General features: G+C 54.2%; 11 protein-coding genes. 5 read left to right on the top strand and 6 right to left on the bottom strand.

Annotation, left to right across the window (positions count from 1 at the left end):
* The first annotated feature begins 81 nt into the window (after positions 1 to 81).
* The 5 genes from CCASEI_RS01335 (at position 82) to CCASEI_RS01355 (ending at position 3592) form a co-directional block, all read left to right on the top strand.
* Positions 82 to 525 carry a hypothetical protein gene (locus CCASEI_RS01335; RefSeq protein ID WP_025386932.1) on the top strand — a complete coding sequence of 148 codons (444 nt, stop codon included), beginning with the start codon at positions 82 to 84 and terminating at the stop codon, positions 523 to 525.
* Positions 526 to 611: 86 nt separating this feature from the next.
* A complete protein-coding gene (locus tag CCASEI_RS01340) occupies positions 612 to 1310 on the top strand; it encodes a metal-dependent transcriptional regulator (protein WP_025386933.1) in 699 nt (232 codons plus the stop codon).
* A gap of 199 nt (positions 1311 to 1509) precedes the next feature.
* The gene (nrdI, locus tag CCASEI_RS01345; RefSeq protein ID WP_170316224.1) at positions 1510 to 1995 is read left to right on the top strand and encodes a class Ib ribonucleoside-diphosphate reductase assembly flavoprotein NrdI; all 486 of its coding nucleotides are present in this window, start codon (positions 1510 to 1512) and stop codon (positions 1993 to 1995) included.
* Complete coding sequence (gene nrdF / locus CCASEI_RS01350; protein ID WP_081466683.1) at positions 1982 to 2995, top strand: class 1b ribonucleoside-diphosphate reductase subunit beta; 1014 nt, start codon at positions 1982 to 1984, stop codon at positions 2993 to 2995. Before nrdI ends, nrdF begins: the two co-directional genes overlap by 14 nt.
* 30 nt (positions 2996 to 3025) lie before the next feature.
* Positions 3026 to 3592 (top strand): NADPH-dependent FMN reductase, encoded by a 567-nt coding sequence (locus tag CCASEI_RS01355; RefSeq protein ID WP_006823795.1) that lies wholly within the window; start codon positions 3026 to 3028, stop codon positions 3590 to 3592.
* 124 nt (positions 3593 to 3716) lie between these two features.
* Here CCASEI_RS01355 and CCASEI_RS01360 read toward each other — a convergent pair whose 3' ends face one another.
* The 6 genes from CCASEI_RS01360 to CCASEI_RS01385 all read right to left on the bottom strand — a co-directional run bounded on the left by CCASEI_RS01360 (position 3717) and on the right by CCASEI_RS01385 (position 13026).
* Complete coding sequence (locus CCASEI_RS01360; protein WP_025386935.1) at positions 3717 to 7109, bottom strand: arabinosyltransferase domain-containing protein; 3393 nt, start codon at positions 7107 to 7109, stop codon at positions 3717 to 3719.
* Between the two features lie 11 nt (positions 7110 to 7120).
* A complete protein-coding gene (locus tag CCASEI_RS01365; RefSeq protein ID WP_038574330.1) occupies positions 7121 to 9070 on the bottom strand; it encodes a galactan 5-O-arabinofuranosyltransferase in 1950 nt (649 codons plus the stop codon).
* 136 nt (positions 9071 to 9206) lie between these two features.
* Positions 9207 to 9722, bottom strand: coding sequence for a hypothetical protein (locus CCASEI_RS01370; RefSeq protein WP_081748446.1), 516 nt, complete (start codon positions 9720 to 9722; stop codon positions 9207 to 9209).
* Between the two features lie 106 nt (positions 9723 to 9828).
* A complete protein-coding gene (locus CCASEI_RS01375; RefSeq protein WP_225868425.1) occupies positions 9829 to 10281 on the bottom strand; it encodes a hypothetical protein in 453 nt (150 codons plus the stop codon).
* Positions 10282 to 10343: 62 nt separating this feature from the next.
* Positions 10344 to 11978: an LGFP repeat-containing protein gene (locus CCASEI_RS14305; RefSeq protein ID WP_025386938.1), complete on the bottom strand. Its 1635-nt coding sequence runs from the start codon at positions 11976 to 11978 to the stop codon at positions 10344 to 10346.
* Between the two features lie 289 nt (positions 11979 to 12267).
* On the bottom strand, positions 12268 to 13026 hold the full coding sequence (locus CCASEI_RS01385; RefSeq protein ID WP_006823789.1) for a decaprenylphospho-beta-D-erythro-pentofuranosid-2-ulose 2-reductase: 759 nt from the start codon (positions 13024 to 13026) through the stop codon (positions 12268 to 12270).
* Between the last annotated feature and the right edge of the window lie 3 nt (positions 13027 to 13029).

Below are 13029 nucleotides of genomic sequence, written 5' to 3' on the forward strand. Positions count from 1 at the left end.
GACTATTGTAGCCTGGGGAATAAGAATTAATAGTCCACAACGTGCGGGCAGGATGGCTCACTGCCGCGGCGAGGGGGAGACATGAGATTTATCAAAGGCGCAGTGGCGTTGTTGGCAGTGGGGGCGGTGGCCTTCGGGGGTTCGATCGCGGGAACTAGCTATGTGTTGGATTCGCGGGAGCAGGCAGAGCTAGAGGCGCAAGAAGAAGCACAGCTCGCGCGGGAGCGTAGCGCGATTGAGCCAGGAGTGGACGACAGTGTTGAAGCGGCGGCGAACGCGCCGGAGATTCGGGATAACATTGGTTCTTTTACCGTGCGCTGCCAGGTTCATGAAGGCGATGAGGACGGCCCGCTGATGGGCTTTGTTTTTGGCAACCATCATCAAAGCCTCGATACAGCACTGCATAGCGCGGAGATATTCCTCTCCCGCGTCGCGCCGGAAGGCAATGGGGAAGTCAGCCATTGCCGGACATGGGAGGACTACACGTCAATGGGTGCGTTCGATGAAAATGGACGGCCAGTCTAAAACTCTGGGATAGCCGGTATGATGCAAGGGAGTTTAAGCGCGCAGTACCTGGTTTAGGTCTCAATGTGGATGTGGAGTAATTCTTAATGGTCGTCGATGTTTCGCAGTTGTCATCATCGAACCAGGATTATGTAAAGGATCTTTTCAAGCTGGGGGAATGGAATGACGCACCAATCACTACCAAGCTGTTGTCACAGCAAGTTGGTGTGAGCCTGTCCAGCGCTTCTGACGCGGTGCGGAGGCTGGAGAAGAAGGGGCTTGTTAAACATGCCCCATACGGAGCCATCACCTTAAGTGAGCTGGGGCGAGAATACGCGCTGCAGATGGTGCGCAGGCATCGGCTTATCGAGACATTCTTGGTGACATCACTGAACTACCGGTGGGATCAGGTTCATGATGAAGCAGAACAGCTTGAGCACAGCGTCTCCGATTTCATGATTGATCAAATTGATGCCAGCTTGGGTTATCCCACCAGAGATCCGCACGGGGATCCCATTCCGAGCGCAGATGGGCAGTACCCGGATTTAAACGCTTTGGATGCGGAAAAGGGCCAGAAGCTGGTTAGCTTGGCAGAAATGACAGCTGGAGAAGTCGGCATTGTAGAGCGTATTCATGATGCAGATCCGGACATGCTGAAGCATTTTGCACAGCACGGACTTGTCGTTGGCGCCGATATTGCTGTGGGAGAATCCCAAGCATTCGCTGAATCTACGCAGATCATTTTGGGCAAGAATTCTGTATCTCTTGGCGCAGCAGCACTGCGCGCAGTATTAGTCCGCGTTTAGTTCTTTCCGGCTTTCGATTTCTATCATTTTTGACGTCTACCTGCACTCCTTGGCAACTACGTCGAAACGTAGTTTAATATTCAATAACGCGAAACTTTGAAGGTTGCTTGCTGCTTCATAGCCCTCGAGTAAGTGCCGCATTCGGGCTGTTAAAAATCCGGAAAGGAGTCATGCCATCGAATTTCAACCTGCTCAACACATATGGGGGGAAAGAACACCCCGCTTGGTTTATTTCTCATCAGTGAGTGAAAACACGCACCGTTTCGTGGTGAAACTTGGTCTTCCTGCGGTGAGAATTCCCCTTCGCCCCAAAGAAGGAATGCTCTGTGTAACCGACCCGTATGTGCTGATTCTTCCTACATACGGCGGCGGAAACATGAAAGCAGCGATCCCGGTTCAAGTGCGCAAGTTTCTCAATATTCCGTCGAACCGGGAGCAGTTGCGCGGTGTTATCACCGCCGGAAACACAAATTTTGGGGAGGCGTATTGCTGCGCTGGGCCAAAAATCGCACGCAAATGCGGCGTGCCTGAGCTCTACCGTTTCGAGCTCCTTGGAACTGACCATGACGTACAGACCGTGCGTGACGGCTTGCTCCGCTTTTTTGAAGAACCACTTTTCAATCAGCCCGCAAGCGATGCCACAAGTACCGAAAACACCAGAAAGGAACTTCATGAATCATCATGAACTATTAGAAAAATCGCAAACACCGCCCGGGTTTCGTCGGGCGAAGGAGATGCCGCTTCGGCCTATCAACTGGAACCGGATCCACGATGACAAGGACCTTGAAGTGTGGAACAGATTGACGTCTAACTTCTGGCTTCCAGAAAAAGTCCCCTTGTCCAATGACCTGGGCGATTGGCAGAAGCTGAGCGAGGTTGATCGCCAGCTCACCATGCGAGTCTTTACTGGCCTGACGTTGCTTGACACCGTGCAAGCAACCGTCGGCGAAATCAGCCAGATTCAAGATGCCCGAACTGAACATGAAGAAGCCGTGTACACCAACATCGCTTTCATGCAGGCGGTTCACGCGCGTAGCTATTCCTCGGTGTTCTCTACTTTGTCGAATACCCCGGAGATCGATGAAGCCTATGCCTGGGCTGTCAACAATGACATCCTGCAACAGCGAGTCAGAAAAATCATGGTCCACTATTACGGTGATGACGCGCTGAAACGAAAAGTGGCATCAACCTTGCTTTCATCGCTGCTGCTCTATGCCGGGTTTTATTTGCCGCTGCACTTTAGTGTTCACGGGAATCTGACCAACACCGCTGACATGATTCGGCTGATCCTTCGGGATAAAGCCGTGCACGGGTACTACTCCGGATACAAGTTTCAACGCGGTTTGGAACAGGCTTCGCCGCAGCGGCCCAAAGAAATGCGTGAATTCACCGTTGGGCTAACCCAGGAACTCTACGAGCTTGAGTTGGAATATTCGGGTGAACTCTATGAACCGCTCGGGCTGATGGATGATGTGGCAACTTTTGTTCGCTATAACGCCAACAAGGCTTTCATGAATCTTGGATATCCAAACCTCTTCCCACATGATCAGTGCCAAGTAAATCCCAAAATCTTGGCGGCGCTATCTCCTGGATCGGAAGAAAACCACGACTTCTTCTCCGGTTCGGGTTCCTCCTACATCATCGGCAAAGCAGAAGAGACCTCAGATGATGACTGGAATTTCTAATATCCACTTGAACTATCCCCAGGAGAACTCATGAAACTTCTCATCCTTGTAGGAAGCTTGCGCCGTCAGAGCATCGCACGCAAAATTGCACTGCACGTTACGGAACTTGTTCCTGACGGCGTTGACTGCGAGCTTTATAATCTGCGTGATTTGCCGCTCTATGACTTTGACTATGATGACCCGTCCGTTGTGGATAAACCTACTCCGCCGGAGTACCTGGCTTTCCGCGCAGCCATCAAGGAAGCAGATGCGGTCCTATTTGTCACCAGCGAGAACAATCGCACTATCCCGGCATGTTTGAAGAACGCCGTCGATATCGGATCCAAACCGAACAATGACGTGGCATGGAAGGCCAAAGCGGCGGGAATCATCAGTCACTCTGTGGGGCGTATGGGAGGATATTCGGCGCAGAAGAATCTCCGGCTAGCGTTGTCATATTTCGATATGGAATTTCCCGCACAACCAGAGGTGTTTCTTGGACAATCTCATTTGTTGATTGGAGAAGATGACCGCATACAAGCGGGCAGTACGATCGAGTTCGTGCGTGACTACGTGGAGCGTCTTATGGCGATCGCGAGCGCGAAACACTCGGCATAAAGGGTGCTGAAAACATCTCAAAGCCCCGCTTCTCAAATCCACTTGGTAGTGGATTTGAGAAGCGGGGCTTTGAGACTTGGTGCTAAAAGCTGAGGGCCTGGTCCGAGGACATGGTCCGAAGCTTTTAGTCTTCGCCTTCCTTGCGGATTTTCATCTCGGAGTTCTGCCACCAGCCGGTGCGGGTGAGCTCCTCGTAGTCGATCTCGGCTGGGTCAGGGGTGACGCCGGCGGAGTTGGTGCGCAGTTCGTACTTCTGGATTGCGCCCCAGTCACGGGCCCAGTCGCCCTCGAGGTAGGACGGGATTTCATAGGAGTAGTTGACTGCCTCGGCGGTTGCCATGGCGCCGCCGCCGGAGAAGGACTGGAAGTCCGTCAAAGAATTCTGCGCGGCAGCATCCGGAAGGATGCGGTACTCAGGAATCTCAGTGACACCAGAGAAGTGGTCGAAGGTGCGCTGGCATGGGAACTGGAATGCAGTAGACCAGTCCAGTAGACCCGGGATGGAGGAGTCGAACTGAGAATTCAACGACACCAGTTCCGGCACGCGCGGTGGGGTAAAGGCGAGCCAGGAGTCTTCGTCTGTGGAGTCATCGACAGCCACGAGGCGAACAACGTTTGCTTCTTCTGGAATCTCGTCCAGGCCGATGCGCAGGTTGCGCCACTTCGGGGTCGCGCCGACATCGCGAAGCTCAAGCTCACCGGTGTTGGTGACCTCATTGTCATCGGCGAGGGTGCCGTACTCCAAGGTCAGCTCCATGCCCTCTTGCTCAATGTCGTTGACGTCGTGGTGGTAGATATCGCCTGCAGCAGCAACCGACAACACTGGGGTGTTCTCACCTGGCTGCTCCGGCAGGTTGTACCACTGGGTGGTCACCTCAGAGGTGCCGCGCTGCCCGGAGTTGTAGGAGCCCAAAACCGGAACCTTGGTGTAGTCCAAGTTGAACGGCAGGTGCATGGTGGAACCATTAACGCCCTCGGTGCCGCGGACGCCGCCGGAGGAGGAGTCGGTGACATTCTCCGCATTCGCCTCAGCACCGGAGCCGGAACCGGACTCATCCACGTTGCCGCCCAATGATGGGTCGGCGCCGGAGGAAGCCTGGTCAGAATCGGACGAAGAACCGGTCTGAGTCGAACCAATTGCACCCACGGATGCAGAGTTCTGGTTCTCAGGCTCAATATCTTCCGGGATAAAGTTCGGGTCAAAGCCACGGCTGTCTTCATCTGGGTTGATCAGTGAGTCACCGAGCTCACCAGCAACAGGGGTCAAGAAAGCATCATTGGTGTTGGATTCAATCGAGGTGGCGTCAGCCATCTGACACACATTGCCGCCGATGGCATTCAGGTTGCCCTGGCCCACGGAGTAGCTCGGGGACTGGGAGATATAGCCCTTGGCAAAGGACAGACAAGAAAACGCGACGATGGCAACACACGCCATGGCCAGCGGCGCAGACAAAATGCTTGACCAGCGCTTCGGTGAGACCTCAGGGTGCTCAATGCCGTGGTTGGTGCGGTAGTTATGGCGCAGCGCCTGCACAATGCCGATGGCGATGATGACAAGGCCAATGACCATGACCACGGTGGAGGCTTCAATGGCCATGAACTGCACGGAACGGTCCCACCATGGAATGCCGAAGGAAGACACGTACCACCAGGCATTCCAGCCGGCCAAAGAGATAGCCATGAGCATGACCACCGATGCCACCGCGAAAGTCCTTGCACGCGGGGAACGCATAGCAATCTGTGACAGAACCACAGCGCCGAGCGCGGCAATCACACCGGCGATGCCAGCGTAGATACCGAAGTGGTGTGTCCACTTGGTTGGGGTGAACATGAGGAAGAACATGCTCAACGCCATTATGATGAGCAGGCGCTGGGTTGGGCCCTTCGGCGTGCCCAAAACCTTCTCATCGCGGATGAAGGCGTAGACGATGAGCGCCAGTGCGAAGAGCATGGTGAACATCGCAAAGCGGCGCGTCAGCGAGCCATCAACCGAGCCTTCGAACAAAGTGGTGTAGCGAACGTATTCGTCGTACCAGTTCAGCGATGGGCCCACGGCAGAGCGCACGCGGGTGGATTCCAGGACTGTCGCCAAGGTTTGATCGCTAAAAACTAACGCCAACACACTGGTGCCTACCGCCAAGAAGGATGCGATTAGAGGCAGCCACCCGCCGGCGGATTCCTTGCGGCGGCTGAAGATATTAAACAGCGCCGGCAAGCTGACTAGGAACACGCCAACTGCGAGCAGACCGGTCGGGCCAGCGGTTAGCGTCAGCGTTGCGGCAATGGTGCCAATCGCAGCCGGCAGCATGCGCGAGGTTGCGATGGAACGCTCAAACGAAGCCCAGGTGAAGATGACACCGAAAGCAACGATTGGCTCCGGACGGATGCCGTTGTTATACGGCAACCAGAATGCCAAGAACATGAATGCGGCGGTCCAGTGCGCGACGCGACGGTCATTAATAACTGGACCAAAGCGTGGCAGGATCTCACGCGAGAGGATAAACCACGTCAAAATCGCTGCGATCAGCGTGGGGATACGCATGAAGACGGAGGTGGCTGAAATATTGGATAGAAACGCCACGAGGTCGTAGTACGGGGTACCAAAAGGTGCCTCGGGAACGCCGTACCAACGGTAGTAGTTGGCCATATACGTCGAGTGCTCTTTGACCCGACCCATGGTCAAAATGAAGCCATCATCTGAGGTGTTGGAACCAAAGATGTGCCAGAAGCCCAAGATAGCTGCGACCACGCCATCGAGTGGGCGTACCTGCTTCCATGTGGCCGGCATGAAGCTAATCTTCTTGCCATCCAGGCGGTCCATGCGTGCGATGCACACCAGGGCAGCGAGCATCATGATGACGCCGCCGATCATCGCAATCAGCTTGATGGTGGTTGGTGCGGAAGTAAAGCGCGAGTTGATTTCAACATGCACATTCAGACCAGCGCCGGAAAGCTCCGTGAGGTTTTCCGGAGTGTCTTCAATCTCCGTGAACACGCCAACTACCTGCGGGCGCAGGTCATCTTCTGATTTTTCAGAAAACTCACCGACGGACACGGTGGTGCCGTCTTCGGCGGCGTGAATTTCGATCACATCGTCATCGGCAAGCTCTTGCACCTGCTCTTCCGACAAGGAAAGCACAACCTCATCCAAGGAAATGACCGAAAGGCCATCCTCGCCGGCACGGACAAACATGCCGCGGTTCGATGCTTCCTCCGACTCCGGCGGAACCGTGCCGTAGAGCAAATCCTGGCCCTCGCGCAGCATATCCACCGCCGTGACCGGGATCGTGGCATCAATTTCTTCCGGCGTCACCGAAATCAGCGGTGCCGTCACCGAATTCAGGGAGTCCTCGCGCGGCCATTCAAAAGACGACTGCGTCTGAGTCACTGGCAAAAACGGCGTGGCCATAAACAGCACGAAGCCCAAAAGACCCGTGATGATAGCGGCCATCCGCAAGCCCTTGGGGGCCGGGCGCGCGCTTAGCTCAGGAAGTTCGGCGGTGTAGACATCATTCACGTGAAAATACCTTAGTTCACTCGAGCGGCGACAACGAAAGGCCCAATCTGCTCAACGTCCCACAAGTTGGAATCATCGAAGACTTCTGGGTCAAACAAGATGGCGTCATAACGGACATTGGGCTGGTTAGGGAAGATATCCACGGCCAGGTGCGCCTTGTAGCCATCATCCGGGGATTCAATATCGCCGCGGAAAATCATGGCATCCGGCACATCCCATGGGTTGTTTTCCAGTGCCTGCACGAACTCTTCTGGGGTCTGATCCCAGGAATCATTCGCCCACGTGGCCATCTGCTCATTGCGTTCATCAAACTGGCCGAGCGGATTAGCGTAGTGCGCGGTAAACGCGTTGTAGCCAAAGTATGGGTGGTAGGCCAAGAAGAGCTTTTCATCCGTCATCACAATTTCAGCGTTGTGGTCTTGGAAGAAGTCCGAAATCTCTTGGTAGTAGCCTGCTGAGTCCGCAGGGAACTGGTCGGCGCGCTCACCGTTGCCGTCAGTATCGGTATAGGCATTATCAATGGCTGACTGGTGCGCCGCCGGGATTTCTTGCATGTAGAAGATGCCGGCCAGCGCCGCGATGACGGTAACAATAGCGGTGAGGTGCTCATGCGAGCGGTACTGCTCATACAGGTGCGCAAGACCCAAGACACCGGCGGTGGCCAGGATGAGCACCACCAGGATTTCTAGGCGGAAGCCCAACAAGGTGGTGCCCAGCAATGGCATGACCATGGAGGCCACGATCCACAGGTAGACGCCAATCAGCGCCCAGCCAAGCGTGCGGATGTGCACGTTTTTCACGCGCGCAACCAAGTAGATGATGCCGACCAGACACATCAGGCCGACGAGCGATGGCGCTAAGAATGGCACCGGAACTTCTGTTCCTTCTGCTGGCAGGTAGTGCTGCGCTGCGTTCTTAATAGGGAAATCTGCTTGCAGTACCGCGACAACATATGGCCCCCAGACAACAGCGGCGATGGCCAAGGAGCCAAAGCCGATGACCATCAACCGCAGAATCGGTTTGATTGAGCGTTCCACAATCGCGGTGACAAGTGCCACGAAGGACACCACGGTCACGGCAATCGCGCCGGTAAAGAGCGTGTAGAAAGTCGCGGAAATGCCCAGGAATACCAACAAACCGACGGTGGATCCCCAAGAGCCGTGGAACGCGCGGGAGCACATGATGGCTGCGGCCGGAACACCCAGCGCAATAATTGCTGAGTATGGCTCTTCCGTTGCCAGCGTCAACGTCAACGCGGTGGTGGTCAGCGCGATGACCGTACCCAGCGGCAAGGAGCCGGTCAGGCGCTGCCATACCGGAACCAGGATGCAGCACGCCATGGCGATGGACACCAATGACCATGGCTGGAATACTTCCCAGCCCGCAATACCCAACAGGTTGGCCATGCGCCCACCCAACCAGAACCAGCCCATGGGGTAGAAGGTCGGCATATCGGCATAGTTCATATCCGCATAGCCAGCCTGCTCCGTCATTCGCGTCAAGAACTGGGTACGAAAGACCTGGTCAACCTGAATGCCGTCGAGCCACAAACGCGTAGCAGACAGTGGCATGCCCAGACTAGCGATGACAATCAAAGCCGGTGAAAGATACGCCGCCACAACAGTTAGCCATTTAAGCGGCCCGTGCCCGTGTACGCCACGTTTGGTCCAGACATACAACAGCCCGGCCACGATAACGACGGTGGCAACAATCGCCACCGTCGACAAACCACGGGTAACCATGGATGTGTTGAACGCGGGAAGTGAAACCTGCTTGAACACAAACCAGGCCGCCAGTGTGACAACGCCACCGCCAATCGCTGCTGCCGCCATCCCCAACAACACACCCATAAAACTCATGGTGTCGCGGGTAGCAGGAGTCAACGACTGCGAGTCACGCGCCGGGGATGACGAAGGGGCAGTACTTGCGGGCGTTGCACCCGAAGAATCGGTCACAGTCATGGGTTTAGTCTCCCATACTTTTGCCCTATTCCTGATTAAAGGCCGCCCCCTCAGTCAAAGATGGGAGCGGCCTCATAGGTCTACAATTTCTCAATCTATCCTTTTGCTGGCGCGTTACTCACCAATGCTCAAGTGCTTAATACATTGCTTTGGTGGCTTCGTCATAGTTGCGTGGGAACCAGGGTTGGTCTTCGTCGCGGCCGCCGATAGGGAACCATGGTGGTGTCCAGCCTGATTCTTTGAGTACTTTTGGTGCTACCCAGCCGACTGTCACGCACGCAATGAGGTAGTTGTCCAGTGGATGGTGCTCGTTGAGCCAGTCCATCTCTTTTTCTGCCTCAGCGCGTTTGCCAAAATGATGGGGGCGTTTGCTGTCCCATTCCGGGATATGTCCTGGCTTTGGGCGTGATGAAATGATCCACACTTTGTCGCCAATGCTAGCGGGAGAAGTGAAACCTTGCCATTCGGGTTGGGCGTATTCAATAGCTGAAGACTCCATCTGCCAGACCGAAAGTGCTGGGCCACCTTCATGGAATGCAGCTATAAGTGTTTCATTGTATTCCCATGGAATGTACGCGACTAATTTCCTTTCGGAACCGAATTTGCGTGCTTCGCAGATCCATTGATACCCAGGAAGATCTTGTATTTCCATTACACCCCACACTTGATTCGAGCTGCGGGGATAGGCCCGCGCATAATAATTTTCCGACCTAAAGCGTTTTCTTCATGTGTCTTTCTTGCAGGAAAGCTACTTTTGGTCAATATTGTGCTTTGGTGGTTTCGTCGTAGTTGCGGGGAAACCAGGGTTGGTCTTGGTCGCGTCCGCCGATGGGAAACCAGGGTGGTGTCCATCCGGATTTTTCGAGCACGATTGGTGCTACCCAGCCGACTGTTATACATGCGATGAGGTAGTTGTCGTGTGGGTGGTGCTCGTTGAGCCAGTCCATCTCTTTTTCTGCCTCAGCACGCTTGTCGAAATGATAAGGGCGAAGTCCATCCCATTCTGGAATATGTCCTTGTTGGGGACGTGCCACGACGAGCCACACTTTGTCACCGATACTTGCCGGGGAGGTAAATCCCTGCCATTCAGGCTGTGAGTACTCGATAGTTGAGGAGTCTATTTGCCATGCGGCAAGTGCTGGGCCACCTTCATGGAATGCGGCTTCAAGCTCTTGTTTATATTCCCAAGGGACGTAGGCGACTAATTTCATTTGGGAACCGAATCCGCGTGCTTCGCAGATCCATTGATGCCCAGGAAGAGGTTGCATCTCCATCACACTCCACAGTCGATACGAGCAGCGGGAGGATAGACCCGTGCATAATAATTCTTACCGCCGACAGCAATCACTCCCCGCGCGCTGCCGCCGAACAGATTCGGCCTATTACCTTGACACTTGAATTCGAGCTTCTGGGTGTATAGGGACTTCTGGCCGTTATTGTTGGTGGAAAACTCTGTTCGGTGTACCCATCTGCCAAGTGGAGGTGGGAACCAGTGGTGAGTTCTTAACTGAAGTTGATGCTCAATTGAGTCAACTTTTGTTGTGCAGCTTGTACGAGCTTTGAATCCTACCGTCTGAAGTCCACTGCTGGAGCGCAGGTGAATGTTCTCCGGGTAAAGCGTGCAAGGGCCATATTCCTTTCCTGCAGTTAATGCTGAAACGGCAGGTTCAGAAGCAATAGCATTACCATTGAGGATTTGGTCTTCCAACTCGTCGAAATAACGGTTGGCCTCGGCTTCGGTGGGGAAGTAGATGTACGGCGTTACTATCGGCTGCGAAGCCTTAAATAATTCACCATTAATTGTCCCACCTTGAAAAGCTTGGTCAGCGTATGTACTTCCTTCGCGTGGTACTGCGTCGGCGATCGGGTATCCAAATCGGCCAGATTCATAACCCGCATCGGACCATTTATTGAGAATTTCTCCTTCAACAGGGTGTGCCCCATGCGATGGATGCCAGTAGATTGAACCAGCTTGGAAAATTGAGAATCGTCCCTTGCCATCCGAAGTCTTTGCTTCATTTGCGGTGGGGAATCCGAGTGGGCTGTCTGGACCTCCTAATTCGAGCCATTTCTCAAGAATTAGCCCATTGATGCTTGCGACGTGGAAACCATTGAGTGCTTGGCTGCGGTAAATCCTGCCACCTTGGAACTTTTGTACCCAACCGGTGAGTTCGCCGTCGATACCGGTATTTCCTTGGACCGGTACTTCTCCGGAGGTGGGGTAACCCATCCAGCCGGCTTCCCAGCCATTTGTCGCCCACACTGAAGCAGTGTGGCGTGCGACTGCATGAGCACCAGTTTCGGGAGACCAGTAAATCCAGCCATTAGCAAACTTTTGCCGAAAACCTTTCCCGTCAGGATTTCGGTGCTGCGGCTCGACTGGGTAGAGCAGCCAGCTGGTCACTCCGCCCAGGCGATTATATTGTCGAAGAATATCATCGCAAACTTTGATGTTCTTGGGCCAAATTGTGGAGCAAGTTGATGTGCTCTGCGCGGTTGTTGTTCTAGGACCCTCTTGAAATTCGGAGGCTGCGATACTTACTTCTGCGGCGTCGGCTTCTTGTTTTGAAATTCCTTGAGGAAGTTCGATTTCATCGCTCCACATGTCGCCGTTTATCGCCGGGTTGGGTTCTTCTAGCTGTTTGGCGGATTCAAGCTGGCGTTGTTGCTGCTCAACTTCTGCAGGTGTTAAACCAATCTCTCCATCAATCTCGATTGCTTGATCTTCTTGGAAAAGATGTGAATCGGCCAAAGTTTCACGCTCAGAGACACTGACTGTGCTGGCTGTATCGTTTACTCCAATAGTTGAGGCGGCAGCAGCAGGCTGTATGGAGAGGCTGAACAATGTTGTTAGAACCAACGCTTTGAAGGCAGCGGATTTACTTCGGTGACGTACAGGGATTTTCATAGGATCTCCCGAGGAATGAGTGAATGTTCGTACACCGCGCGTCGTACTAGTCCCAGATAGGAAACGGTGCCTAATCGAAGCCTAATGCGCTACACGGGATTTTGTTGCCGAATCGGGAAATAAATTCATGACACTCAATGGACCATTTGAAGACTCACACCAGCACGTTCAGCCGCTTCTACATTCCGGCTTCTTTGACACACCCGAAGAAGAAACCGTGTGCAGGTATAAAAATTACCGCTTACCAGGGATAAACCTAGTAAGCGGCGGCTAATCGTTCTGGCCGAGGTTAGAACGGCAGACGGCGGAAGATGGTCTGCGGGATGAACTTGAAAGCCAAAGAAACGTACTGGAACAGTGGGTGTACAAAGATAGAATCCTTGCCTTCCAGTACTGCCTTGACGGTTGCTTCAGCAACGTCATGAACATCCACGGTCAGTGGTGCTTCGCCGGCTTCGGCGGACATCTTGGTGCGTACCTGGCCTGGGCGAACAACCAGAACATTGGCGCCGGAGCCACGCAGGGCTTCGTTCAGGTTGACGTAGAAACCATCGGTGCCAGCCTTGGATGCGCCGTACACAAAGTTAGAACGACGCACGCGCATGCCGGCAACGGAGCTCAAAGCAACAATGGTGCCGTGACCCTGCGCCTTGAACTTGTTACCCAGCAACACACCAACCGAAACTGGTGCGGTGTAGTTGATCTGTGCGGAAGCCACGGCCTTAGCCTGGTCCTGCCACAATTCTTCCTGGTCGCCCAAGGTACCGAAGGAAACAACAGCAACATCAACGTCGCCGCGCTCAAATGCCTTGTCGATGACCTGCGGGTGGGACTCAAAATTAGTCGCGTCGAAGTCAATAACTTCCACGTCAGCGCCCTGTGCCTTCAAAGATTCTGCAGCATCAGCAATGCGTGGAGAATCCGCGCGTGCAGCGAGGGTGACCTTAGCTGGGCCGCGCTCGAGGAACTCGGAAATAATGCCCAGTCCGATTTCGCTGGTGCCGCCGAGCAGCAGCATGTGTTGTGCTTGTCCAGTTGCGTTAAGCATGAA

Source organism: Corynebacterium casei LMG S-19264, from assembly GCF_000550785.1.
GTDB lineage: Bacteria > Actinomycetota > Actinomycetes > Mycobacteriales > Mycobacteriaceae > Corynebacterium > Corynebacterium casei.

What these genes read in the sequence shown, in the direction of transcription:
- CCASEI_RS01370 (WP_081748446.1), bottom strand. Translation starts at nt 9,722, where the DNA reads ATGGAAATACAAGATCTTCCTGGGTATCAATGGATCTGCGAAGCACGC.
- CCASEI_RS01355 (WP_006823795.1), top strand. Translation starts at nt 3,026, where the DNA reads ATGAAACTTCTCATCCTTGTAGGAAGCTTGCGCCGTCAGAGCATCGCA.
- CCASEI_RS01340 (WP_025386933.1), top strand. Translation starts at nt 612, where the DNA reads ATGGTCGTCGATGTTTCGCAGTTGTCATCATCGAACCAGGATTATGTA.
- CCASEI_RS01375 (WP_225868425.1), bottom strand. Translation starts at nt 10,281, where the DNA reads ATGAAATTAGTCGCCTACGTCCCTTGGGAATATAAACAAGAGCTTGAA.
- CCASEI_RS14305 (WP_025386938.1), bottom strand. Translation starts at nt 11,978, where the DNA reads ATGAAAATCCCTGTACGTCACCGAAGTAAATCCGCTGCCTTCAAAGCG.
- CCASEI_RS01365 (WP_038574330.1), bottom strand. Translation starts at nt 9,070, where the DNA reads ATGACTGTGACCGATTCTTCGGGTGCAACGCCCGCAAGTACTGCCCCT.
- CCASEI_RS01335 (WP_025386932.1), top strand. Translation starts at nt 82, where the DNA reads ATGAGATTTATCAAAGGCGCAGTGGCGTTGTTGGCAGTGGGGGCGGTG.
- nrdF (WP_081466683.1), top strand. Translation starts at nt 1,982, where the DNA reads ATGAATCATCATGAACTATTAGAAAAATCGCAAACACCGCCCGGGTTT.
- CCASEI_RS01385 (WP_006823789.1), bottom strand. Translation starts at nt 13,026, where the DNA reads ATGCTTAACGCAACTGGACAAGCACAACACATGCTGCTGCTCGGCGGC.